This window comes from Xylanimonas allomyrinae (assembly GCF_004135345.1).
Lineage (GTDB): Bacteria > Actinomycetota > Actinomycetes > Actinomycetales > Cellulomonadaceae > Xylanimonas > Xylanimonas allomyrinae.
The window spans coordinates 3056869-3081173 of record NZ_CP035495.1; the positions used below are offsets into that span (position 1 = coordinate 3056869).

The 24305-nt window shown below is 69.3% G+C and carries 13 protein-coding genes, 1 tRNA gene, 3 rRNA genes, 1 pseudogene and 1 riboswitch; of the genes and pseudogenes, 14 read left to right on the forward strand and 4 right to left on the reverse strand.

Features of this window, described 5'->3' with window-relative positions:
• Positions 1-72: 72 nt before the first annotated feature.
• The 9 genes from ET495_RS13800 (at position 73) to rrf (ending at position 13266) form a co-directional block, all read left to right on the forward strand.
• Positions 73-3798: a sensor histidine kinase gene (locus tag ET495_RS13800; RefSeq protein WP_162616492.1), complete on the forward strand. Its 3726-nt coding sequence runs from the start codon at positions 73-75 to the stop codon at positions 3796-3798.
• A 53-nt stretch (positions 3799-3851) separates the two neighbouring features.
• Positions 3852-4301: a roadblock/LC7 domain-containing protein gene (locus ET495_RS13805; protein ID WP_129205273.1), complete on the forward strand. Its 450-nt coding sequence runs from the start codon at positions 3852-3854 to the stop codon at positions 4299-4301.
• Positions 4302-4311: 10 nt separating this feature from the next.
• Positions 4312-4734 carry a DUF742 domain-containing protein gene (locus ET495_RS13810; protein ID WP_129205274.1) on the forward strand — a complete coding sequence of 141 codons (423 nt, stop codon included), beginning with the start codon at positions 4312-4314 and terminating at the stop codon, positions 4732-4734.
• Between the two features lie 519 nt (positions 4735-5253).
• Entirely contained in the window at positions 5254-5799 is a 546-nt protein-coding gene (locus ET495_RS13820) for a GTP-binding protein (RefSeq protein WP_129206048.1), read from the forward strand.
• Positions 5800-6019: 220 nt separating this feature from the next.
• Positions 6020-6104 (forward strand) — tRNA-Ser (locus ET495_RS13825).
• 95 nt (positions 6105-6199) lie between these two features.
• Positions 6200-7501, forward strand: a complete 1302-nt coding sequence (locus ET495_RS13830; protein ID WP_129205276.1) for a threonine/serine exporter family protein — start codon at positions 6200-6202, stop codon at positions 7499-7501.
• Between the two features lie 503 nt (positions 7502-8004).
• A 16S ribosomal RNA gene (locus ET495_RS13835) occupies positions 8005-9523 on the forward strand.
• A gap of 447 nt (positions 9524-9970) precedes the next feature.
• A 23S ribosomal RNA gene (locus ET495_RS13840) occupies positions 9971-13076 on the forward strand.
• 73 nt (positions 13077-13149) lie between these two features.
• A 5S ribosomal RNA gene (rrf, locus tag ET495_RS13845) occupies positions 13150-13266 on the forward strand.
• The 16S, 23S and 5S rRNA genes sit together here, the layout of an rRNA operon.
• A gap of 213 nt (positions 13267-13479) precedes the next feature.
• Here the strand turns inward: rrf and ET495_RS13850 are convergent.
• The gene (locus ET495_RS13850) at positions 13480-13752 is read right to left on the reverse strand and encodes a DUF4235 domain-containing protein (RefSeq protein ID WP_129205277.1); all 273 of its coding nucleotides are present in this window, start codon (positions 13750-13752) and stop codon (positions 13480-13482) included.
• A 155-nt stretch (positions 13753-13907) separates the two neighbouring features.
• Positions 13908-14011, forward strand: a riboswitch (TPP riboswitch).
• A 73-nt stretch (positions 14012-14084) separates the two neighbouring features.
• Between ET495_RS13850 and ET495_RS13855 the strand changes: the two genes are divergently transcribed.
• The 3 genes and pseudogenes from ET495_RS13855 to ET495_RS13865 all read left to right on the forward strand — a co-directional run bounded on the left by ET495_RS13855 (position 14085) and on the right by ET495_RS13865 (position 17897).
• Positions 14085-15170 (forward strand): thiamine ABC transporter substrate-binding protein, encoded by a 1086-nt coding sequence (locus ET495_RS13855; RefSeq protein WP_129205278.1) that lies wholly within the window; start codon positions 14085-14087, stop codon positions 15168-15170.
• Positions 15170-16896: pseudogene (locus ET495_RS13860) on the forward strand (ABC transporter permease). Before ET495_RS13855 ends, ET495_RS13860 begins: the two are co-directional and overlap by 1 nt.
• Positions 16896-17897 carry an ABC transporter ATP-binding protein gene (locus tag ET495_RS13865; RefSeq protein ID WP_425471142.1) on the forward strand — a complete coding sequence of 334 codons (1002 nt, stop codon included), beginning with the start codon at positions 16896-16898 and terminating at the stop codon, positions 17895-17897. Before ET495_RS13860 ends, ET495_RS13865 begins: the two are co-directional and overlap by 1 nt.
• A 123-nt stretch (positions 17898-18020) precedes the next feature.
• Here the strand turns inward: ET495_RS13865 and ET495_RS13870 are convergent, their stop codons facing one another.
• Together ET495_RS13870 and pgi are read right to left on the reverse strand one after the other, a co-directional pair.
• Positions 18021-18884: an aldo/keto reductase gene (locus tag ET495_RS13870; RefSeq protein WP_129205279.1), complete on the reverse strand. Its 864-nt coding sequence runs from the start codon at positions 18882-18884 to the stop codon at positions 18021-18023.
• Positions 18885-19046: 162 nt separating this feature from the next.
• A complete protein-coding gene (gene pgi / locus ET495_RS13875) occupies positions 19047-20765 on the reverse strand; it encodes a glucose-6-phosphate isomerase (RefSeq protein ID WP_129205280.1) in 1719 nt (572 codons plus the stop codon).
• 91 nt (positions 20766-20856) lie between these two features.
• Between pgi and ET495_RS13880 the strand changes: the two genes are divergently transcribed.
• Entirely contained in the window at positions 20857-21639 is a 783-nt protein-coding gene (locus ET495_RS13880) for a copper homeostasis protein CutC (protein ID WP_245993084.1), read from the forward strand.
• A gap of 53 nt (positions 21640-21692) precedes the next feature.
• Here the strand turns inward: ET495_RS13880 and ET495_RS13885 are convergent, their stop codons facing one another.
• Entirely contained in the window at positions 21693-22748 is a 1056-nt protein-coding gene (locus ET495_RS13885; RefSeq protein ID WP_211340850.1) for a LacI family DNA-binding transcriptional regulator, read from the reverse strand.
• Positions 22749-22972: 224 nt separating this feature from the next.
• Here ET495_RS13885 and ET495_RS13890 point away from each other — a divergent pair, with 224 nt between their 5' ends.
• On the forward strand, positions 22973-24301 hold the full coding sequence (locus ET495_RS13890; RefSeq protein WP_129205282.1) for an ABC transporter substrate-binding protein: 1329 nt from the start codon (positions 22973-22975) through the stop codon (positions 24299-24301).
• The last annotated feature ends 4 nt before the right edge of the window (positions 24302-24305 follow it).

Below are 24305 nucleotides of genomic sequence, written 5' to 3' on the forward strand. Positions count from 1 at the left end.
CGCGGGCAAAGGAAGGCAGGCCACATGCTCCGCCGGTTGGGTGTTCGCGGGAAGTTCCTTGCGACCCTTGCGATGCCGATCTTCGTGCTCGCGCTCGGTGCCGGATGGCTCTCGTGGTCATCGTTGAGGGAATCGTCCGTCGCCGCGCAGACTTCCGCGCTCGTCAACTCGCTCGCGCAGCAGGACCGCGCCGGGTCCGCGGTCGCTGCGGAGCGCTCGCTCAACCTCGCGGCGTCGATGGGCGTCCCTGGCGCCAAGGAGGGCCTGGCCGCGGCGGTCGAGGAGACGGGCGACGCGCTCGACGAGCGTACGAAGGCGTTCGCGGCTCTCCGCATCGAGGCCCTCGACCCGCGTGTGCGGGGCGCCGTCGCGAAGACGCTCGCGGACCGCCCGCGGATCGAGCAGCTTCAGAAGCAGGTCGTCGAAGGCACGATCTCGGAGTCCGCCGCGACGGCCGCGTACACGGAGTTCATCGAGAACGCGCTCGACGTCGCCCGTGAGGTCGCGGGCACGACGGCCGACCGTGAGCTCGCGCGGCGCCTGGGGGCGTACGTCGACGCGGACGAGGCGATGCTCGCGATCGTGCTGGAGCGCCCGATCGTGGGCGGGCTGCTGGCGAGTGCGGATGCCGGCCCGTTGTCGGCCGCTGCGATGGCGCGTGTGACGTCGGCGATCGAGACCACGAACGCCAAGGTCGCCGTCGCGCAGCGCGAGCTCGTTCGCCTCCCCGGCTACCACCAGCTCCCACCGATCGACGGCCGCCTGGGGACGGTCCGCAGCGCGCTGGTCCGTGCGGACCTGGAGAGCGCTCGCCCGTTCCTCGTCGCCCAGGGGTGGAACGAGCTTTCGGAGCAGTGGGTGGGTGCGGCTCAGCCCGTGCGTGACACGGTCCGCAACGAGACCCGCGACTACGCCTCGGGGAGCTCGGACGACTCGCGTGGCCGGGCGCTGCTCACGGTGGTCGGCGCCTTCGGCATCGTCGGGTTCTCGCTGCTGATCGCCCTGGTCATCGCGGGCCGGATCGTCCTGCCGCTGCGCCGTCTGACTGCGGCGACCGCCGAGATCCGCGACCGCCTTCCGCGCATGGTCGAGCAGATGGCGGTCCCTGGTCAGGCGCCGTCGGTGGATCTGTTCGAGGTCCCGATCGAGTCGCGTGACGAGATCGGACGCCTCGCCCAGTCCTTCAACGACGTCAACGCGACCACGATCGCCGTGGCACGGGAGCAGGCCGCGCTGCGCGGCTCGATCGCCGAGATGTTCGTCAACGTCGCTCGCCGCGACCAGGTGCTGCTCAACCGCCAGCTCGCGTTCCTCGACGAGCTGGAGCGCTCGGAGGAGGACCCGACGACGCTGTCGAACCTCTTCCGCCTCGACCACCTCGCGACGCGGATGCGCCGCAACGCCGAGTCGCTGCTGGTGCTTGCGGGGATCGACTCGGGGCGCCGCGTGCGCCAGCCGATGCCGGTGTCCGACGTGATCCGCACCGCATCGTCCGAGATCGAGCTCTACGACCGCGTGCGGCTCGACCTGCAGACGGACCCGTTGATGCTCGGTCACAACGCCCTGACGGCGGCCCATCTGCTGGCGGAGCTGCTGGAGAACGCGACGTTGTTCTCCGAGCCGCACACCCAGGTCGAGGTCTCTGCCCTTCGCGACGAGCGCGGCGTCGTCGTCACGGTGCGTGACCACGGCCTCGGGATGACCGCGCAGGAGGTTGCGGACGCGAACGCCAAGGTCGCCAGCCGCGCCGCGCAGGACGCCGTCGGGGCGCAGCGCCTGGGCCTGTTCGTCGTGGGCCGGCTCGCGGACCGCCTCGGGGCGGTCATCGGCTTCGGCCCCGGTCCCGACGGCGCGGGGACGCTCGTCACCGTCGTGCTGCCCGCGGGACTGTTCGTCCCGGACGGCTCGATGCCGCTGCCGCAGCCGACCGACCCGCTCGACGTGAGCACCCAGCGCACGGTCGCGGACCTCGGTCAGGCCGTCGCCTTCGACGAGGTCACGTCGGCCGCGTTCGGCCAGGTCGCTCCTGCCGAGCCGGCCGTCGCGCCAGCCGTGGCAGTCCCTGAGCCTGTCGTGCAGCCGGAGGCTCCGGTCGCCGTCCCGGTGGACCTCGACGCGCTCACGGACGGCACGACGGCGGCGGGCATGCCGCGTCGGCGCACGACCCGCGCCGAGCCCGGGCCGGCCACCGGTCCCGTCCTGCCGCCGATCTCGGCGCCGGACCTCGCCCCCGACCTGGGCGGCGGGGAGGAGTGGGTGCCGGCGTCGAGCCCGCAGGCGGGGGAGGGTGCGCTGCCGAGCCGTCGGCGTACCGAGGTCCGGACGACGTCCGAGCCCGTGTCCTCGCCGGTCGTCGCGGTCGATCAGCGCACGGGCCTGTTCACGAGCTTCCGCTCGCTCACGGACCTTGAGTCGACGTCGGCCGCCGCGGACTCGATGCACCTCGGGGCGGCAGACGACGGCCCGACGACGCTGCCCGGCGCGTGGGCCACGTCGCCGAGCGCGGCAGCACCGAGCACCGCGGGCGCGACCCCGGCCCACCAGCAGGCAGGGATGCCGTTCGCCGACCCGACCGGCGTGACGCCTGGGCTCGAGGTTGCGCCCGAGACGCACACGACCGCCCCGGAGCCGGCTGAGGCCACGGAGGTCGTTCCGCTCGCCGTGGAAGCGTCGGTGACGCCAACTGCGGCACCGACTGCGGCACCAACTGCGGCACCGAGTGTGGACGGCGTCGCCGACATCGCGGCGTTCGACGACATCATCTCCGACGCCCCCTCCGGCCGGACCGCCAGCGAGCAGCGCGGCCACGCGCGGCGACGGCGCGGGCTGTTCGGTCGGCGCCCGGACGACGCGGCGACGCAGCCGGACCCGGCCGTGCCCGGCGTGGCACGGACCGTCGACGAGCGGACGGTGCCCCAACCGCATGCGACGCTCGCCGAGACCGCGGGCGCCGCAGGAGAGACTGCGGCCGGCTTCTCGCTGGAGCCGCCGGCAACGCCGTCCGTCTGGACGGCGCCCGCGTCGGCATCCGAGCGGGGCGACCTCTACGCGGCGGCGCCGGTTCCGCCCCAGGCGGGTGCGCCCGACTCCGGTGCGTTCGCTCCCGCCTCGGCCGGATCGCAGACGCCGGCGCGGCCCTCCTCGGAGGCGGACGCGAGCCTCGGTGTCCCGGGCGCGACGCTCGCACCGGCGGTCGGCCCGGGCACCCGCGTTCGGCCCTCCGCACCTGAGGAACAGCGCAGCACCACGCCCGCTGAGACCGCTGCGGTGCCTCCGGTGTGGGACGGCGACGTGGCGACGTCGCTGGACCCTTCTGCGAACGCAGGGCGCTGGGAGACCTCCGACGAAGGGGACTCGTCGAGGTTGACGTGGCTCGGGGCCAGTTCGAGTGCCGGGCGCGGCGGGTCGGTGCTGCCGTTGCGCTCCGCGCAGCCCGACGTTCCGGCGGTAGGCGGGCTCGACCCGTACGACGTCCCCGACACCGTTGAGGCGCGCTCGGAGTGGATGGCCTCGGCCGTCCTGTATGAGGAGATGTCGGCGTTGCTGCGTCGAGGCGCTTTCGCCGAGGCCAGGGCCACGTCCGGGCCTGGGGACGTCTACCAGCCGGTGGCCGTCGCGGTGGCTGCGCCCGCGGGCCTCGCACGCCGCATCGGCCGCACCACGGCCGGCGCGGCCGTTGACCGTTTCACGGCCCGCATCGAACGAGACCCAGAGCAGCTTCGCGCACGATTGACGGCTTACCAGGCCGCGACGGCGCGCGGCCGGGCAGCGGACGAGGGTCAGGGCCCCTCGACGTGAACCCGAGCACCGTGAATGATGGCGACCACCCGGCGCCACGACGAGGAGGAAGCGTGACTCTCAGCACCGAGGCAACCAATTTCGGATGGCTTCTCGACAACTTTGTGCGCACCGTCCCCGGCAGTCGGCACACGCTGGTGGTCTCCGCCGACGGCCTGCTCATGGCGATGTCCGACCAGCTCGACCGCACAAGTGGCGACCAGCTCGCCGCCATCGTCTCCGGCATGTCGAGCCTGACGCGTGGGGCGTCGCGTCAACTGCACGGTGGCAACGTGAGACAAGCGATCGTCGAGATGGACAACGGTTTCCTGTTCTTGATGAACGTCTCGAACGGCTCGGTCTTGGCAGTCATTGCGGAGTCGTCGTGCGACATCGGCCTGATCGGCTACGAGATGGCTCTGCTCGTGACCCGTACGGAACAGACGCTGACTCCTCAGCTCATTTCCGAGATGCGCGGCAACCTGCCCGTCGAGGGCGCGCAGCGCGCGGCGACAGTGGGATGAGGTAGCGCCGATGCCCTACGGTCCTCCCGGCCCGGCAAGCCACGCTTCTCGCGCGGCGGACGGCTACGAAGCAGCGACGGTGCGTCCCTACGCCGTCACCGGCGGACGGGTGCGCTCGGCCCTGTCCGATCTTCCGTTGGAGGCTCTCGTCGAGGTCCTCCCGGGCGCCGTCGCGAGCCGCGGGCTGACGCCGGAGAAGCGTGCCATCTTGCAGCACGCTGCTCACACCTACGTCTCGGTCGCCGAGCTCTCGGCCCTGCTGCGCCTGCCCGTCGGAGTCGTGCGGATCCTCGTGGCCGACATGCAAGAAGACGGGCAGCTCACCGTGCACACGTCGGCGCCGGTCAACGTCCACACCGGGCACGGCAACACCCAGTCAGGGCTGTCCCTGAGCGTCTTGGAGAGTGTTCTCAATGGCATTTCCGCCCTCTGACCGCGCGAACGGCCAGGCGAGCGGCGGTCTCGCTCCGGCGTGGGCCCCGGTCAGCGGGGGCACGTCCTCGGGCCCCCAGTCGGCAGAGGCGCCGTCCGCCCCTGCGAACGCGCCCGCTGCCCCCCTGAGCGGACGAGCGTCCTGGGCGGTGCCGCGACGCCGTCGCCGCCCCCCGCGACGTCGGCCCGGAGCGTAGGTGCGACAGCGCCCGTTGCACCCGCTTCTGCGGTGCCGGCTTCTGCGGTGCCGGCTTCTGCGGTGCCGGCTTCTGCGGTGCCGGCGGCTGCCGTGCAGGCCCCGGTTGTGCAGACCCCCGTTGTGCAGGCCCCCGCGGGGCCGGCCCCCGCGGTGCAGGCCCCCGCGGTGCCGGCCGCTGCCGTTCAGTTCCCCGCGGTGCCGGCCCCCGCCGCCGCAGGCGTCGCCCCGCCGGTCCTGTCGCGACCGGCACCCGCGCGCGCGTCGACGGCGCCGGCGGCGCCTCCCGCCGCGAGCAACGCCGCGCGGGTCGCTCCGACCGTCGTGAAGATCGTGGTCGCGGGTGGCTTCGCCGTCGGCAAGACGACGTTCATCGGCTCCATCTCCGACGTCGAGCCGCTGAACACCGAGGCGGCGATGACGGAGCACTCGGTGGGTGTCGACGACGCCGGCGGCGTCAGCGACCGCAAGACGTCGACGACGGTGGCCATGGACTTCGGTCGCGTCGCGCTACCCGGCAACCTGTGGCTCTACCTGTTCGGGACCCCGGGCCAGGACCGCTTCTTGTTCATGTGGGACGACCTGGTCCGCGGCGCGATCGGTGCCGTCGTCCTCGTCGACACCGATCGCCTGGAGCAGTGCTTCCCGGCGATCGACTACTTCGAGTCGCGCGGCATCCCGTTCGTCGTCGGCGTCAACTGCTTCGACGGCATCGCCAAGCACCGCCTGGAGGACGTGCGCGAGGCGCTCCAGATCCCGGCGCACGTGCCGATGCTCTACACGGACGCACGGTCGCGAGCCGCGACCAAGCAGACGCTGATCTCGCTGGTCCAGCTCGCGATGCGCCAGCTTCGCTCGGGCGGCCAATGACGTGACGGCGCGGGTGGATTCGGTCGAGCGGATCGGAGCCCCCCGCGTCCGCCCGCGGACGGCGACGCCATGGTCACCCTGGCGGTGCCGTGCGCTCGGCGCGACCTGCGGCACCCCGGCGCCGTCGCGCAGCACGGACGGCGGGGGAGCCCGCGAAAGGCCGGTCGACCTGGCGTTTTGCCAGGTCAGAAGGCACGGCTGGTAGACTGCCGGACCACCGGGAGGGCTGCCAGAGCGGCCGAATGGGACGGTCTTGAAAACCGTTGTGCAGCAATGCACCAAGGGTTCGAATCCCTTGCCCTCCGCAGAGCCCCGCCCGCCAGTGCCTGGCGGGCGGGGAAGGCGTTCGCCGAACGCCTCCGGCTCGCCGTCGCGGCCGGTCTCGGGCGATCATGACCCCGTGACCACCGAGGAGCCGCAGGGCGGCACGGCCGGCGAGGCCGGGCTTGAGCCAGTGGAACTGATTCGGCAGTCCGGGACGGTGCAGCGCACCGGCCGTCTTGCCCTCGCTGCCGGCCATGGCAGCTACCGCGTGAAGTCCCACATGGAACGCGTGGGCCGGGCGCTCGGTCTCGACGATGTCAAGGCGCACGTGGCCCTCACGGAGATCACGACGACGTCGGTGCGCAACCACATCTTCCGCACCGAGGTGTCGGAGGTCCGCACCGTCGGCATCAACGCCGACCGGCTGGCCGAGCTCGAGATCTACATCGGCGACCTGCCCGCGAGAGAGAGCGTGCATCGCGTCGAGCGCGAGCTCGACCGCATCGCGAGCAAGCCTCCGCTGTACCCGCCGTGGGCCAACGCGCTGTCGGCGGGTGCCGCGTGTGCGGCGTTCGCGTTCCTCAACAACGGCGGCCCGCTGGAGTGCGCGGCCGTGCTCGTGGCGGCCTCGCTGGGCCAGTACGTGCGGCGCGGGATGATCCACAAGGGCATCAACCAGTTCGGCGTGACGATGCTGGCCTCGGCGGTCGCGTGCCTGGCCTACCTGGCGCTGGTGTTCGTGATCGGCAGCGCGATCGGGCTGCCCGGGCGGCACGTGGCCGGCTACGTGTCGGCGGTGCTGTTCCTGGTGCCCGGCTTCCCCCTCGTGACGGGTGCCCTGGATCTTGCGCGGCTCGACTTCTCGGCGGGCATCTCACGCCTGACGTATGCCGTGATGATCCTGTGTTCGGCCGCGCTGTCGTTGTGGGCGGTGTCCACCGTCGTCGGGCTGGAACCGAACCCGCCGGTGGCTGCCGCTCTCGATCCGGCGCTGCGCTGGTCGCTGCTCACGCTCGCGAGCTTCGTCGGCGTGCTCGGGTTCGCGCTGATGTTCAACAGTCCCTGGCGCATGGCGCTGGGTGCCGCGGTCGTCGGCATGGTCGCCAACGTGCTGAGGCTGGCACTGGTCAACGACTGGGGGATTGCGCCGCAGGCGGCGGCGGCGGGTGCCGCACTGCTGGTGGGGCTGCTCGCACGATGGATCGCGACGCCCCTGCGCGTGCCTCGCCTGACGGTCTCGGTCCCCGCTGTCGTGATCATGGTCCCTGGCGTGGCGGCGTACCGGGCGGTCTTCGAGTTCAACGGGGGTGACTCGGTCGCGGCGCTCGGCTTCACGGCCGATGCCGGGCTGGTCGTGATCGCGCTGGCAATCGGGCTTGCCGTCTCGCGGATGCTCACGGACAGGGAGTGGACCTTCGAGCAGCGACGCGGCCTGTAGCGGGACCTCGCGACATCCTGTGACGCAGGTCGCCCCGCGCGGCTTTGACGCAAGGGCCCACCTGTGGCTAATGTTCTCGACGTTCGCCCGGCAGGGAGGAACGGACGCCGCGCTCAGCGCTGGTGGCCGGTCCCGGAGGGCGAGATCCTGACTCCTTCATCTCGAGGGTGCACTGCGCTCTCGGTCAGGGCCGGCACGTCCGGTGTCGATCTCCAAGCCTCACGGCGAGGGAGTTTGACCCGGAGAAACGGATCGGGTAAGGTTGAAGGGTTGCCCCGGACGGGGCCGGATCGCGGAAGCGGCTGGTCCTGATGGTGTGCGTCGGTTGTTTGAGAACTCAACAGTGCGTTTGATAGTCAATGCCAAATTTTTGAACCCGGGCCGCGCATGCTTTGGTGTGTGTGGTTTGGATTCCTTTGGACAAATCAAGCAGTTCAGCTTGGTTCTGTCAGTGTTGAATGAACCGTATGGTTGTTACCTCGTTCTCGGGGTGGCGCGATACTTTTACGGAGAGTTTGATCCTGGCTCAGGACGAACGCTGGCGGCGTGCTTAACACATGCAAGTCGAACGGTGAAGCCCTTCGGGGTGGATCAGTGGCGAACGGGTGAGTAACACGTGAGCAACCTGCCCTTCACTTCGGGATAAGCCTTGGAAACGGGGTCTAATACCGGATATGAGCCTTGCCTGCATGGGTGGGGTTGGAAAGTTTTTCGGTGAGGGATGGGCTCGCGGCCTATCAGCTTGTTGGTGGGGTGATGGCCTACCAAGGCTTCGACGGGTAGCCGGCCTGAGAGGGCGACCGGCCACACTGGGACTGAGACACGGCCCAGACTCCTACGGGAGGCAGCAGTGGGGAATATTGCACAATGGGCGAAAGCCTGATGCAGCGACGCCGCGTGAGGGATGACGGCCTTCGGGTTGTAAACCTCTTTCAGCAGGGAAGAAGCGAGAGTGACGGTACCTGCAGAAGAAGCGCCGGCTAACTACGTGCCAGCAGCCGCGGTAATACGTAGGGCGCAAGCGTTGTCCGGAATTATTGGGCGTAAAGAGCTCGTAGGCGGTCTGTCGCGTCTGGTGTGAAATCCCGAGGCTCAACCTCGGGCTTGCATCGGGTACGGGCGGACTAGAGTGCTGTAGGGGAGACTGGAATTCCTGGTGTAGCGGTGGAATGCGCAGATATCAGGAGGAACACCGATGGCGAAGGCAGGTCTCTGGGCAGTTACTGACGCTGAGGAGCGAAAGCATGGGGAGCGAACAGGATTAGATACCCTGGTAGTCCATGCCGTAAACGTTGGGCACTAGGTGTGGGGGCCATTCCACGGTTCCCGTGCCGCAGCTAACGCATTAAGTGCCCCGCCTGGGGAGTACGGCCGCAAGGCTAAAACTCAAAGGAATTGACGGGGGCCCGCACAAGCGGCGGAGCATGCGGATTAATTCGATGCAACGCGAAGAACCTTACCAAGGCTTGACATGCACCGGAAACTGCCAGAGATGGTGGCCCCGTAAGGTCGGTGCACAGGTGGTGCATGGTTGTCGTCAGCTCGTGTCGTGAGATGTTGGGTTAAGTCCCGCAACGAGCGCAACCCTCGTCCCATGTTGCCAGCGGGTTATGCCGGGGACTCATGGGAGACTGCCGGGGTCAACTCGGAGGAAGGTGGGGATGACGTCAAATCATCATGCCCCTTATGTCTTGGGCTTCACGCATGCTACAATGGCCGGTACAGAGGGCTGCGATACCGCAAGGTGGAGCGAATCCCAAAAAGCCGGTCTCAGTTCGGATTGGGGTCTGCAACTCGACCCCATGAAGTCGGAGTCGCTAGTAATCGCAGATCAGCAACGCTGCGGTGAATACGTTCCCGGGCCTTGTACACACCGCCCGTCAAGTCACGAAAGTTGGTAACACCCGAAGCCCATGGCCCAACCACCTTGTGTGGGGGGAGTGGTCGAAGGTGGGACTGGCGATTGGGACTAAGTCGTAACAAGGTAGCCGTACCGGAAGGTGCGGCTGGATCACCTCCTTTCTAAGGAGCTCACCAGTGTCTGCCTGGGGCCTTCGGGTCTGGGGTGGGTGCTCATGGTGGACCACGCGCCGGCCGAGTGTGCTGGTGGTGGTGCTCTGGGTGGAACGTTGACTGTTGTCCGTGCCCTGTGTTGGTGCTGGTCAGTACGCCTGCTTGCAGGTGGGAACGCTGGTGCTGGTGTGGGGTGGGGGCGTGAACGCACTGTTGGGTCCTGAGGCAACCGGCCGCGTGGTCGGGGTGCTCAGTACGGGTCACTGGTGGGGTTTCCGAACCGGTCGTGTCCTTGCTTCCCTGTTGTGGGGGTGGGGGTGTGGTCAGGCGGTCCTGGTCTGGTGGGTTCGTCCGTAGCTTGAGAACTGCACAGTGGACGCGAGCATCCAAGATGTTCAAGGCGGCGATCCCTTTGGGGGTTGTCGTCCCTGACGTCTCTGTAGTGTGATCATTTTTGTTGAAGTTTTTAAGGGCACAGGGTGGATGCCTTGGCACCAGGAGCCGAAGAAGGACGTCGTAGCCTGCGATAAGCCTCGGGGAGTTGGCAAACGAGCTGTGATCCGAGGATTTCCGAATGGGGGAACCCACCCGCGGTCATGCGCGGGTACCCGCACCTGAATATATAGGGTGTGTGGAGGGAACGCCGGGAAGTGAAACATCTCAGTACCGGCAGGAAGAGATATTCCGTGAGTAGTGGCGAGCGAAAGCGGATGAGGCCAAACCGCGGCAGTGTGAAAGCTGTCAGGCGTTGCTGTCGCGGGGTTGTGGGACCTTCTAGCAGTTGCTGACAAGACTGCAGCCAGTCAGAAAGTCGCGTCATAGTCGAACCGGGTTGAATACCGGACCGTAGAGGGTGGTAGTCCCGTAGACGAAATGTCGTGGCCTGGTTGAGGGGATCCCAAGTAGCACGGGGCCCGAGAAATCTCGTGTGAATCTGGCAAGACCACTTGCTAAGCCTAAATACTACCTGGTGACCGATAGCGGACTAGTACCGTGAGGGAAAGGTGAAAAGTACCCCGGGAGGGGAGTGAAATAGTACCTGAAACCGTGTGCCTACAATCCGTCGGAGCCTCCCTAGCTGGGGTGACGGCGTGCCTTTTGAAGAATGAGCCTGCGAGTTAGTGCTCGGTGGCGAGGTTAACCCGTGTGGGGAAGCCGTAGCGAAAGCGAGTCCGAATAGGGCGCCCATAGTCGCCGGGTCTAGACCCGAAGCGAAGTGATCTAGCCATGGGCAGGTTGAAGCGACGGTAAGACGTCGTGGAGGACCGAACCCACCAGGGTTGAAAACCTGGGGGATGACCTGTGGTTAGGGGTGAAAGGCCAATCAAACTTCGTGATAGCTGGTTCTCCCCGAAATGCATTTAGGTGCAGCGTCTCGTGTTTCTTGCCGGAGGTAGAGCTACTGGATGGCCGATGGGCCTCACCAGGTTACTGACGTCAGCCAAACTCCGAATGCCGGTAAGTGCAAGCGAGGCAGTGAGACTGCGGGGGATAAGCTCCGTAGTCGAGAGGGAAACAGCCCAGATCACCGGCTAAGGCCCCTAAGCGTGTGCTCAGTGGGAAAGGATGTGGAGTTGCACAGACAACCAGGAGGTTGGCTTAGAAGCAGCCACCCTTGAAAGAGTGCGTAATAGCTCACTGGTCAAGTGATTCCGCGCCGACAATGTAGCGGGGCTCAAGCACACCGCCGAAGCCGTGGCAGTGCAGCGATACCCTAGCCTTCGTGGTTCAGGGGCTGTGCTGGGTAGGGGAGCGTCGTGTGGGCGGTGAAGCCGCGGGGTGACCCAGCGGTGGAGACCACACGAGTGAGAATGCAGGCATGAGTAGCGAACGACGGGTGAGAAACCCGTCCGCCGAATGACCAAGGGTTCCAGGGCCAGGTTAATCCGCCCTGGGTAAGTCGGGACCTAAGGCGAGGCCGACAGGCGTAGTCGATGGACAAGGAGTTGATATTCTCCTACCGGCGAAGAACCGCCCGTACCGAACCTCGAGATGCTAAACGCCCCAAGACCACGCCGGCACCTTCGGGTGCCACTGTGGAGGCGGCGCGTGACCCGATCGGGTAGTAGGTAAGCGTATTAACAGGGGTGACGCAGGAAGGTAGCCCGGCGTGGCGATGGTAGACCACGTCCAAGCCCGTAGCCCGGTGTGTAGGCAAATCCGCACACCATCAAGGGTGAGAGGCGATAGTGACCGCGTATGCGGGATATCGGGTGATCCTCAGCTGCCAAGAAAAGCCTCGACGCGAGGTTCTAGCCGCCCGTACCCCAAACCGACTCAGGTGGTCAGGTAGAGAATACCAAGGCGATCGAGCGAATCGTGGTTAAGGAACTCGGCAAAATGCCCCCGTAACTTCGGGAGAAGGGGGGCCCGAACCGTGAACACCCTAGCGGTGGGAGCGGGGACGGCCGCAGAGACCAGGGAGAAGCGACTGTTTACTAAAAACACAGGTCCGTGCGAAGTCGCAAGACGATGTATACGGACTGACGCCTGCCCGGTGCTGGAAGGTTAAGAGGACGAGTCAGCGTAAGCGAAGCTCAGAATTTAAGCCCCAGTAAACGGCGGTGGTAACTATAACCATCCTAAGGTAGCGAAATTCCTTGTCGGGTAAGTTCCGACCTGCACGAATGGCGTAACGACTTCTCCGCTGTCTCAACCGCGAGCTCGGCGAAATTGCACTACGAGTAAAGATGCTCGTTACGCGCAGCAGGACGGAAAGACCCCGGGACCTTTACTATAGCTTGGTATTGGTGTTCGGTGCAGTTTGTGTAGGATAGGTGGGAGACTATGAACCCCGGGCGCCAGCTCGGGGGGAGTCAACGTTGAAATACCACTCTGACTGCTTCGGACATCTAACCTCGGTCCGTGATCCGGACCAGGGACAGTGCCTGGTGGGTAGTTTAACTGGGGCGGTTGCCTCCCAAAATGTAACGGAGGCGCCCAAAGGTTCCCTCAGCCTGGTTGGCAATCAGGTGTCGAGTGCAAGTGCACAAGGGAGCTTGACTGTGAGACCGACAGGTCGAGCAGGGACGAAAGTCGGGACTAGTGATCCGGCGGTGGCTTGTGGAAGCGCCGTCGCTCAACGGATAAAAGGTACCCCGGGGATAACAGGCTGATCTTGCCCAAGAGTCCATATCGACGGCATGGTTTGGCACCTCGATGTCGGCTCGTCGCATCCTGGGGCTGGAGTAGGTCCCAAGGGTTGGGCTGTTCGCCCATTAAAGCGGTACGCGAGCTGGGTTTAGAACGTCGTGAGACAGTTCGGTCCCTATCCGCTGCGCGCGCAGGAAACTTGAGAAGGGCTGTCCCTAGTACGAGAGGACCGGGACGGACGAACCTCTGGTGTGCCAGTTGTACTGCCAAGTGCACCGCTGGTTAGCTACGTTCGGGAAGGATAACCGCTGAAAGCATCTAAGCGGGAAGCCTGCTTCAAGATGAGGTTTCCATGACCTACGGGTCTGAAGGCACCCAGCGAGACCACTGGGTAGATAGGCCGGATGTGGAAGGCAGGACCAACGACTGCCGCAGCTGACCGGTACTAATCAGCCAACAACTTCAACACACACACTTCATGCAACGCGTCCACTGTGCGGTTCCCGAGAAACGGGCAACCAACCCGAACAACTCGATAAAGTTACGGCGGTCATAGCGTAGGGGAAACGCCCGGTCCCATTCCGAACCCGGAAGCTCAGCCCTACAGCGCCGATGGTACTGCCCTGGAGACGGGGTGGGAGAGTAGGACGCCGCCGGACACCCTTCACGAAAGACCCCGCACCCACGGTGCGGGGTCTTTCGCATGCCCGGAACTCGCATGCCCGGAGCTCGCATGCAGGCATGCTCGCATGCCCCGAGCGCGTGCCGTCGACGGCGCGGGGAGGGCACGCACCCGGTCGCCGGCGCGGCCGACCGCCGCGACGCCGGCGCGGCCTGCGACCGCGACGTCGACGTGCGGGCGGGACGCGCGGTCAGTCGGTCGTCTTCGGCACGAACCGGGCCACCGCGCGGCTCGCACCCTGGTGTGCCAGCCGCCGGGCGAGCACCGCGACCCCGCCGGAGACGGCGGCGAACGTGACGGCCTGGATCACGGTGATGTCGTCGTCGTCGAGATCCTTCGGGGCGGCGTGGCCCGTGCTCTTCTCCCAGATCATGCCGACGAGGCGCTGTGCGAGCCATCCGGCGGCGAGGGTGAGCACCATCGTGCCCACTTTCACGGCGAGGGGTTCGTCGTGCTTGGCCACGTGCGTCCTCCAGGTTGCGGTGCGGAGAGCCGGCCGGGAAGCCGACCGGATGCGTCGATGCCGAATCACCGTATCCCTCGTGTGTGCGAATGCCACGTGCGACGCACTCACGGTCCTCTCCGCGGCTCGCGGGGCGCGGAGCGGGGTAGGCTGAGCAGGAACGACAGGGGAGCGCCACAGGCGCTGAGAGTGCGGTCCACCGCAGACCCTCGAACCTGATCCGGTTAGCACCGGTGGAGGAAGTCGGGCTTCTCGATCCCTGTGCAGTGCGTCGCGCCCTGAGGGCCGGCGGGCGGCACGGGCCCCTTCTCGACATCAGAGGAGGACACATCATGACCACCCCATCGCGCCGCACCCTCGGGTGCGCGGCCGCCGTCGCCGTCCTGGGGCTTCTCGGCGCGTGCAGCGGCGAGGGCTCCCCGGATGCCGCCGGGTCTGCGAGCGCCGGAGCCAACACGGTCACGCTCGTCACGCACGACTCGTGGGCGGTGTCCGACGACGTCATCGCCGCGTTCGAGAAGGAGAGCGGCCTGACGGTCAAGCAGGTGCCCATGGGTGACGCGGGCACGCTCGCGAACCAGGTGGTGCTGACGAAGGACTCGCCGCTCGGCGACGTCGTCTTCGGCATCGACAACACGTTCGCGTCGCGCGTGCTCGACACCGACACGCTCAAGCCCTACACGCCTGCGGGGCTCGCGGAGTCGGCGCGGCAGTACGTCCTGGGCGACGGGGCGCTGAACCCGATCGACGTCGGCGACGTGTGCCTGAACACCGACACCGCGTGGTTCGCGGAGCACGGGCTGGCCGAGCCCGAGACGCTCGAGGACGTCGCCAAGCCCGAGTACAAGGACCTCCTGGTCGCGCTGAACCCGGCGTCGTCGTCGCCTGGCATGGCGTTCATGCTGGCCACGATCGGTGCGTTCGGTGACGACGGCTTCGGTGGCGAGGGGTGGACCGGCTACTGGGCGGCGCTGCGCGCCAACGGCGTCACGGTGTCGGACTCGTGGGAGGACGGGTACTACTCGGAGTTCTCCGGCGCGGGTGAGGGCGGGACGCGGCCGATCGTCGTCTCCTACGCGACGTCGCCGGCGTTCACCGTGACGAAGGACGGTGCCGCGACGACGACGCGTGCGCTGCTCGGCACCTGCTTCCGCCAGGTGGAGTACGCCGGGATCTTCCGCGGGGCGCAGAACCCCGAGGGTGCTGCCAAGCTGGTCGACTTCCTCGTCTCGCAGCCGTTCCAGGCGGACGTCCCGGGGCAGATGTACATGTACCCGGCCGACTCGTCGATCGAGCTGCCGGCGGAGTGGACGCGGTTCGCTCCGCTCGCCGATGCGCCGTTCGACGTGCCTGCTGCCGACATCGCGGCGAACCGTGACGCCTGGATCGAGAAGTGGACGGCGACGGTCATCGGCTGATGCCCGCGGCCAGGGGTGCGACATCGAAGCCGACGACCCGTCGTCGAGCCCCACGTGTCGCACCCCACGTCGTGGCGTGGGCGGCCGCCGCCGCCCTGCCCCTGGTGTTCCTGGGGGTGTTCTTCGCGTGGCCCGTCGTCGCGCTCGTCGGCAGGGGCTTCGTCGCCGACGACGGCGGGCTCGACCTGAGCGGGCTTGCGCACGTGCTCGGCGGGGCACGTACGTGGCGGCTGGTCGGAACGACGCTCGCGCAGGCGGCGGCGGGCGCCGCCGCGTCGGTCGTGCTCGGCCTGCCGGTCGCGTACCTGCTGTACCGGACGCGGTTCCGCGGACGGGCGCTGCTGAGCGGGCTCGTGACGGTGCCGTTCGTGCTGCCGACCGTCGTGGTCGGCGTTGCGTTCCGGGCGCTGCTGCGCCCTGACGGCCTGCTCGGGTTCGCGCACCTGGACGAGACGTTCACGGGCGTCGTGCTCGCGCTCGTGTTCTTCAACGTGTCGGTGGTGGTGCGGACCGTCGGGGGCTGTGGGAGCGGATCGACCCGCGCACCGAGCAGGCGGCGCGCGCGCTGGGTGCCTCGCCCGTGCGCGCGTTCCGGACGGTCACGCTGCCGGCGCTGGCCCCGGCCATCGCGTCGGCGGCCGCCGTCGTGTTCCTGTTCTGCGCGACGGCGTTCGGCGTCGTGCTGGTGCTCGGCGGGGCCGGGTACGGCACCGTCGAGACGGAGATCTACCGCCGCACCACGCAGTTCCTCGACCTGCGCACGGCGGCCGTGCTCTCGATCCTCCAGCTCGTGGTCGTCTCGGTTGCGCTGTGGGTCGCGGGCCGCGCTCGCGCTCGTCGTGAGCGGGCGCTGCACCTCGAGGACGCGAGCGTCGCCGTGCACCGCTGGAGCTCGCGCAACGTGCCCGACGTCGCTGCGGCGCTCGCGACCGCCGTCGTCGTCGGCGGGCTGATCGTTCCGCTCGCCGGGCTGGTCGTCCGGTCCTTCCGTGGCGCGGACGGGGCCTGGACGCTGGAGAACTACGTCGCCCTCGGCACGACCGGGGGCCGCAACGCGCTCGTGGTGACGGTGTGGGAGGCCCTGGCGACCTCGATCCGCACGGCGCTGGTCGCGACGGTCATCGCGATCGTCGTCGGCGGGCTGGTGGCGCTCGTCGTGTCGCGGCGACCCCGCGGGCGCGCGGCGCGCCGGGCCGTGGGCGTGCTCGACGGGGTCGTCATGCTGCCGCTCGGCGTGTCGGCGGTGACCGTCGGGTTCGGGTTCCTCATCACGCTCGACCGGCCGCTGGGCCTCGACATCGACCTGCGCACGTCGGGGCTGCTGGTGCCGATCGCGCAGGCCGTGGTCGCGGTCCCGCTGGTCGTGCGGACCGTGCTGCCCGTGCTGCGTGCGATCGACCCCCGGCTGCGCGAGGCGGCCGCCGTGCTGGGCGCGGCGCCCGGGCGCGTGCTGCGCGACGTCGACCTCCCGCTCGTGCTGCGTTCGCTCGGGCTGGCCGTCGGGTTCGCGTTCGCGGTGTCGCTCGGGGAGTTCGGGGCGACGGCGTTCCTCGCGCGGCCCGACGCGGCGACGTTGCCCGTGGTGATCTTCCGGCTCATCGGGCGGCCTGGTGCCCAGAACTACGGGATGGCCCTCGCCGCGTCCGTCGTCCTGGCCGTGCTGACCGCCGTCGTCATGATGGCCGCCGACCGGCTGCGCGCAGAGCGCACCGGAGGGGAGTTCTGATGGTGGACGTGGCGGCCGGCCCAGGCAGGGCCCGGGGACGCGGGCTCGCGGTGCGCGGCGCCGTCGTGCGCTACGGCGACGGCGGGCGGGGCGGGGAGGGCACGACGGCGGTGGCCGGCGTCGACCTCGACGTGGCCGAGGGCGAGATCCTGGCGCTGCTGGGACCGAGCGGTTGCGGCAAGTCGTCGCTGCTGCGGGCCGTCGCCGGGCTCGAGCCGCTCGCCGCCGGGTCGGTCGCGTTCGACGGCGACGACCTCGCCGGGGTGCCCGTACACCGCCGGGGGTTCGGGCTGCTCTTCCAGGACGGGCAGCTCTTCGCGCACCGCGACGTCGCACGCAACGTCGCCTACGGGCTGGAGACGGCGCGGGTGCGTCGCCAGGGGCGGCTGGAGAGGGTGCGCGAGCTGCTGGACGCCGTCGGGCTCGACGGGTACGGGCGGCGGTCGGTGGCGACGCTGTCGGGCGGCGAGAGGCAGCGTGTGGCCCTGGCGCGGGCGCTGGCCCCGCGGCCGCGGCTGCTGCTGCTCGACGAGCCGTTCTCGGCGCTCGACAGGGGACTGCGCGAGCGGCTCGCGGTCGACGTTCGGGACGTGCTGCGGGCCACGGGCACGACGGCGGTCTTCGTGACGCACGACCACGACGAGGCGTTCACCGTGGCCGATCGCGTCGGGGTCATGCAGGCCGGTCGGCTGCTCCAGGTCGCGCCCCCGAGGAGCTGTGGCGGTCGCCCGCGTCGCGGGCCGTGGCACGGTTCCTGGGGTATCAGGGGTTCGTCCCGGACGGTGACTCGCGCTGGCTCGCCGTCGGGCCCCGCGGCCTGGTGCTGCGCGAGGAGCGGTCTGGTCCCGCGTCCGGGAGGTCGTGGAGCGCGACGGCGGTGGCCACCGCGTTCCGGCGAGGCAGCGTGGAGGTCACCGTGGAGGTCGACCTCGGTGCGGGCCTCCAGCGGCTGGTCGCCCACCTCGAGGACGGCGAGGCGCCCCGGCCGGGCGCGACGGTGACGGTCGCCCTGGACGGGGCGGGCTGCGCCGTCGTCGGACCCTGAGGGCGCCCAGAACGTCGAGCGGCCCGCTCCTGTCACGCCAGATCTCCGGCGTGACGGGAGCGGGCCGCTCGGCTCGGGGTCAGGCCGAGAGGCGGGCGATCTCCTCCGGGGTCAGCGTCAGGGACGCGGCGGCCGCGGAGTCCTCGATCGACGCGGGCCGCGAGGCACCCGGGATCGGGATCACCACGGGGGCCAGCGCGAGCTCCCACGCGAGCGTGACCTGGAAGGGCGAGACGCCGTGCGCCTGCGCCACCTCGAGGAACGGGGTGTACGCGTCGCCGAGGTCGCCCGAGCGGGCCAGCGAGATGCCGCCCAGCGGGCTCCACGGCAGGAATGCGATGCCGAGCTCGGCGCACAGCTCCAGCTCGGGCAGCGAGGAGCGGAAGCGCGGTGAGAACTGGTTCTGCACGGACGCGAGCCGCCCGCCGAGGATCTCCTGCGCCTGCCGGATCTGGTCCGGGTCGGCGTTGGAGATGCCCGCGAGCTCGATGACGCCCTCGTCGAGCAGGTCGCGGATCGCGCCGACCGAGTCGGCGTAGGGCACCTGCGGGTCGGGGCGGTGGAACTGGTAGAGGCCGATGGCCTCGACGCCGAGCCGCTGGGCGGAGGCCTTGGCGGCCTTCTTGAGGTAGGCCGGGTCGCCGTTCTGCGTCCACGAGCCGTCGCCGGGGCGCAGGTGGCCGCCCTTGGTGGCGACCAGCACGTCGGAGGTGTCGGAGCCGTAGGTGCGCAGCGCGCGGGCGATGAGCTCCTCGTTGTGGCCGACCTCGTCGGCGTCGCGGTGGTAGGCGTCGGCGGTGTCGATGAGCGTGACCCCGGCGTCGAGCGCGGCGTGGATCGTGGCGACGGAGCGTGCCTCGTCGGGGCGGCCCTCGATCGACATCGGCATGCCGCCGAGGCCGATCGCGCTGACCTGGCGGTTGCCGAGGGTGCGGGTCTGCATGGAAAGTCCTTCCGGTGTCGAAACGTTCCGATCCCGACTTTACGCCCATGGCCGACCGTCGCCGGACATCGTGCGCGGCACCGCGCCGACGACGGCGTCAGGCCCGCGTCCGGTCACCCGGACGCGGGCCTGACGACTCCGAGCGGGGCCGGCCGCGAACGATCAGGCCGGGTGCCGCAGGGCGTGGTAGCGGCGGAGCAAGGACTGGGTCGACGGGTCCTGCGCGGCCAGCGCCGCCTCGTCGCCCGAGACCGCCGGGGCGACCTCCAGCGCGAGCTTCTTGCCCAGCTCCACACCCCACTGGTCGAACGAGTCGATGCCCCAGACGATGCCCTGCGTGAACGTGACGTGCTCGTAGAGGGCCACGAGCTGGCCCACGACCGACGGCGTCAGCTCGGGCGCGAGGATCGACGTCGTCGGGCGGTTGCCGGAGAACACACGCGCCGACACGATGCGCTCGGGCGTGCCCTCGGCGCGCACCTCCTCGGCCGTCTTGCCGAAGGCCAGCGCCTTGGTCTGCGCGAAGAAGTTGGCCAGGAAGAGCTCGTGCACGTCCGCGCCGGCGGGCACTGCACCGCCGTCGCCCTCGGCGTCGACCAGCGGGTACGCGGGCTTCGCGACGGCGATGAAGTCGGCCGGGACGAGCTGCGTGCCCTGGTGGATGAGCTGGTAGAAGGCGTGCTGGCCGTTGGTGCCCGGCTCGCCCCAGAAGACCTCGCCCGTCGCCGTCGTGACGGGCGAGCCGTCCCAGCGCACCGACTTGCCGTTCGACTCCATCGTGAGCTGCTGGAGGTAGGCCGCGAAGCGGTGCAGCTGCTGGGCGTAGGGCAGCACCGCGTGCGACGCCGCGCCCAGGAAGTTGACGTACCAGACGTTGAGCAGACCCATCAGCGCCGGCACGTTGCGCTCCAGCGGCGTGGTGCGGAAGTGCTCGTCGATGACGTGGAACCCGCTGAGCAGCTCACGGAACCGCTCCGGGCCGATCGCGATCGCCACGGACGTGCCGATCGCCGAGTCGACGGAGTAGCGCCCGCCCACCCAGTCCCAGAACCCGAAGGCGTTGGCCGGGTCGATGCCGAACGCGGCCACCTTGTCGAGCGCCGTCGAGACGGCGACGAAGTGCCGGCCCACCGCGGCCCGGCGCGCCTCGGGCGTGTCCTCGACGACGCCGCGCGCCACCAGGGCGTCGAGCAGCCAGGCGCGTGCCAGGCGCGCGTTGGTCAGCGTCTCCAGCGTGCCGAACGTCTTGGACGCGACGATGAACAGCGTCGTCTCGGGGTCGAGGTCGGCCGTCTTCTGCGCGACGTCCGTGGGGTCGATGTTCGAGACGAAGCGCACCGACAACCCGGCCTGCCGGTAGGGCGCCAGCGCCTCGTAGATCATGACCGGCCCGAGGTCCGAGCCGCCGATGCCGATGTTGACCACCGTCTCGACCGGCTTGCCCGTGATGCCCGTCCAGTCGCCCGACCGGACCTGGTGCGCGAACGCGCTCAGCTTGTCGAGCTCGGCGGCGACGTCCTCGTCGACGTCCTGGCCGTCCACGACGAGCGGGGGCTGGGTGCCGGGCGCGCGGCGCAGCGCGGTGTGGAGCACCGCGCGGTCCTCGGTGACGTTGATGCGCTCGCCCGCGAACATCGCGGCGATGCGCTCGGTGAGGTTCACCTCCTGCGCCAGGCGTACCAGCAGCGCCAGGGTCTCGTCCGTGGCCAGGTTCTTCGACAGGTCGACGAACAGGTCGCCCGCCTCGAACGAGAGCCGCTCGGCCCGTGCCGGGTCTGTCGCGAACCAGTCACGCAGGTTTGCGTCGAGGCTCTGGTGGTGGGTGGTGAGGTCGGCCCAGGCGCTGGTGGCGGCCGGGTCGACGGGAGCAGGCGTCGTCATGGAGCCAACCTACTGACGCGCGCGGCCATGTGCGCGGCCGTGTGGCGTCCTCCCGTGGACAACCTGGCCGCCCGACGGCAGGATGCCGGGCGTGGCCCCCAACGACGCTCGCCCCACCGCCCCAGAGATCGCCTCTGAGATCTCCTCTGGGATCGCCCTTGAGATCGCCGTGCAGGACGTCGCAGGAGCGCTCGTCGCCGCACGGCACGGCGCTCAGCGCATCGAGCTGTGCGTGGCGCTCGCCGCGACAGGCGGCCTGACGCCGTCCGCCGGTCTCGTCGCCGCCGTCGCCGACGCGCTCGCCGGCACGGGCGTCGGCGTCCACGTGCTCGTCCGGCCCCGTCCCGGCGGGTTCGTGTACGACGACGCCGAGGTCGACGTCCAGGTGCGCGACGTGCGCGCCGTGCTCGACGCCGGCGCCGACGGCGTCGTCGTCGGGGCGCTCACGGCCGACGGGCAGGTCGACGCGGCCGTGCTCGACGCGCTCGTCGCGGCGGCGCGCGGGGCGGACGTGACCTTCCACCGGGCGTTCGACGTCGTCGGCGACCGTGCCGAGACGCTGCGCGCGCTCCACCGCGCCGGGGTGCGGCGCGTGCTCACGTCGGGCGGCGCGCCGTCGGCGGGGGCGGGCGTCGCGGAGCTGGCCCGGCTCGCGCCGGTGGCGACGAGCCTCGGCATCGAGCTCATGGCGGGCGGCGGTGTGGCGCCCGACGACGTCGCCGCGCTCGTGGCGGCAGGCGTCGACGCCGTGCACCTGTCGGCGCGCAGGTCCGTGGCAGGCGACGGCGGTCCGGGCGGCGGCGACGGCGCCCGGGACGTCACCGACGCGGCCGTCGTCGCGGCGGCTGCGGCAGCCCTCGGAGCCGTGGCCTGAGCGGGCCCCGAGGAACCCCGACGGTGGCGAACCGTTCAGGAAGGTCTACGAGCTCACGCCTCGGGTGCCGCGCCCGGCGGCGGCGCCGTCGACTTGCGGATCACCAGCTGCGAAGGGAGCTGCACGTGGGTCTCGATCCGGCGACCCTCGAGCAGCGCGATGAGCATCGTCACGGCGCGCATGCCCATCTCCTGGAGCGGCTGCGCGATGGTCGTCAGCCGCGGGCTGGCGCTCGCGGCCTCCGGGATGTCGTCGAAACCGACGACCGACAGGTCCTGCGGGACGCGCAGGCCGCGCTCGCGTGCGACCTCCATGACACCGAAGGCCGACAGGTCGTTGGCCGCGAAGATGGCGGTGGGCGGGTCGTCGAGCGAGAGCAGCTCGCGCGCCGCGTCCGTGGCCCACGCGGCGCGGTAGCCGCCGTCGCGCACGAGATCGGGGTCGTAGGGGATTCCCGCGTCCTCGAGCGACTCGCGGTAGCCCTGCTCGCGCAGGCGTGCCGACTCCAGGTCGGTGCGACCGCGCACGTGTGCGATCCGCCGGTGGCCGAGGTCGATGAGATGCCGGGTCGCCGCGCGCGCGCCCTCGATGTTGTCGCAGTCGACGGTCGAGGGTCCGCCCGAGCCGGTGTGCGGGTCGACGGCGACGACGGGAACGCTCGCCGTCGGCACGTTGACCGTCGGCGTGAGGATGATCGCGCCGTCGATGAGCGTGCCGCCGAGGCGGGAGAGCGAACGACGCTCCCAGCCGACGGCGTTGTCGTCGCTGATCGCGCCCGAGTAGGCCAGCAGCTCGTAGCCCTTGCCGACCGCCTCGGCCGAGATGCCCTTGAGGATCTCGGTGGCGAACGGGTCGAAGCCGGCCAGGAGGATTCCGATGACGTTGGTTCGGCTGCGGCGTAAGGAGCTCGCGACCAGAGAGGTCTCGTAGCCGAGGTGCGCGACGACCTCCAGAACGCGTTCGGCCGTCGTTGCGGCGACACCGTAGCGTCCGTTGACGACCTTCGAGACGGTCGCGACCGAGACGCCCGCCGCACGAGCGACGTCCGTGATCGTTACGCGACCAGTGGTGGTGGGTGGGTTGTCTATGGGGTGGGCGTCCGTGCTCACAATGCGAACACTAGAGGCCCCATCGAGACGTGTCCTAGTCAGGGTCGCCCCAAAGGCCCTCCTGAAACCTTGTCGAAGGGTGCCGTTCCCGAATCGTGACCATCGCAACAGGCGTGAGACGAAATCGTTATCGACAACGATTGACACACGACCGAGCATCCTGCGACAGTCCCGGTTGACAGATTTCCCTGTCGACCCGTCGACGACGACCAAGGGGTTCCACGATGACGAGGAAGATGCGCGGAGGGGCGATCCTCGCCCTCAGCGCGACGATCGCGCTGCTGGCCGCGGGCTGCGCCGGTTCTGGCAGCGACAACCCGGGCGGCGGCGGCTCGCCGACCGCCGCGGCGAACGCAGATGCCAAGACCATCACCTGGTGGCACAACTCGAACACCGGTGAGGGCAAGGACTACTACGACAAGGTCGCCAAGGACTTCGAGGCGCAGACCGGCGTCCACGTCGAGGTCAGCGCCATGCAGCACGAGGACATGCTCACGAAGCTCTCGGCGGCGCTCCAGTCGGGCGACCCCGACCAGATCCCCGACGTGTTCATGTCGCGCGGTGGCGGCGAGCTCAAGAACGAGGTCGACTCGGGCGTCACGCGCGACCTGACCGACGTCGCCGCCGACACGATCTCGAAGATCTCGGCCTTCACCGGCCAGTACACGATCGACGGCAAGGTCTACGCCCTGCCCTTCTCCATGGGCCTGGTGGGCTTCTGGTACAACAAGGACCTCTTCGCCCAGGCCGGCATCACCGACGTCAACCCGGCGCCGACGATCGACGAGTTCAACGGCTACATCGACAAGCTCAAGGCCGCGGGCATCACGCCGGCGTCGGTCGGTGCGGGCGACAAGTGGCCGGCCGCGCACTACTGGTACTACAACGTCGTGCGCGAGTGCCCGTTCGACACGGTCGAGAAGGCCATCGCCGACAAGGACTACTCGGACCCGTGCTTCGTCAAGGCCGGTGACCACCTCGAGGACCTCGTGGCCAAGCAGCCGTTCAACGACGGCTTCCTGTCCACCAAGGCGCAGGAGGGCCCGACGTCGGCGTCCGGACTCCTGGCGACCGGCAAGGTCGGCATGGAGCTCGCGGGCCACTGGGAGCCCGGCGTGACCGGCGGTCTGACGGCCGACGGCAAGGTCCCCAGCTTCCTCGGCTGGTTCGCCTACCCGACCTTCCCCGGCCAGGGCGGCGACCCCAAGGACCAGATGGGTGGCGGTGACGCGTGGGAGGTCTCGACCAGCGCCCCCGACGCCGCGGTCGACTTCGCCAAGTACCTGCTGTCCGACGAGGTCCAGAAGGGCTTCGCCGAGCTCGACATGGGTCTGCCGACCAACCCTGCCGCCACCGACTCGATCTCCAACGAGACGCTCAAGCAGCTCATCCCCGTGCGTGACGCGGGCGGCAACACGCAGCTCTACCTCGACACGCGCCTCGGCTCGGCCATCGGCAACCCGCTGAACGACGCCATCCAGCAGGTGTTCGCAGGCAACCCCGGCCCGCAGGAGATCGTCGACGCGCTCCAGAACGCCGCAGACTCGGAGTGACGAC

What these genes read in the sequence shown, in the direction of transcription:
- ET495_RS13800 (WP_162616492.1), top strand. Translation starts at nt 73, where the DNA reads ATGCCGATCTTCGTGCTCGCGCTCGGTGCCGGATGGCTCTCGTGGTCA.
- ET495_RS13810 (WP_129205274.1), top strand. Translation starts at nt 4,312, where the DNA reads ATGCCCTACGGTCCTCCCGGCCCGGCAAGCCACGCTTCTCGCGCGGCG.
- ET495_RS13855 (WP_129205278.1), top strand. Translation starts at nt 14,085, where the DNA reads ATGACCACCCCATCGCGCCGCACCCTCGGGTGCGCGGCCGCCGTCGCC.
- ET495_RS13865 (WP_425471142.1), top strand. Translation starts at nt 16,896, where the DNA reads ATGGTGGACGTGGCGGCCGGCCCAGGCAGGGCCCGGGGACGCGGGCTC.
- ET495_RS13870 (WP_129205279.1), bottom strand. Translation starts at nt 18,884, where the DNA reads ATGCAGACCCGCACCCTCGGCAACCGCCAGGTCAGCGCGATCGGCCTC.
- pgi (WP_129205280.1), bottom strand. Translation starts at nt 20,765, where the DNA reads ATGACGACGCCTGCTCCCGTCGACCCGGCCGCCACCAGCGCCTGGGCC.
- ET495_RS13890 (WP_129205282.1), top strand. Translation starts at nt 22,973, where the DNA reads ATGACGAGGAAGATGCGCGGAGGGGCGATCCTCGCCCTCAGCGCGACG.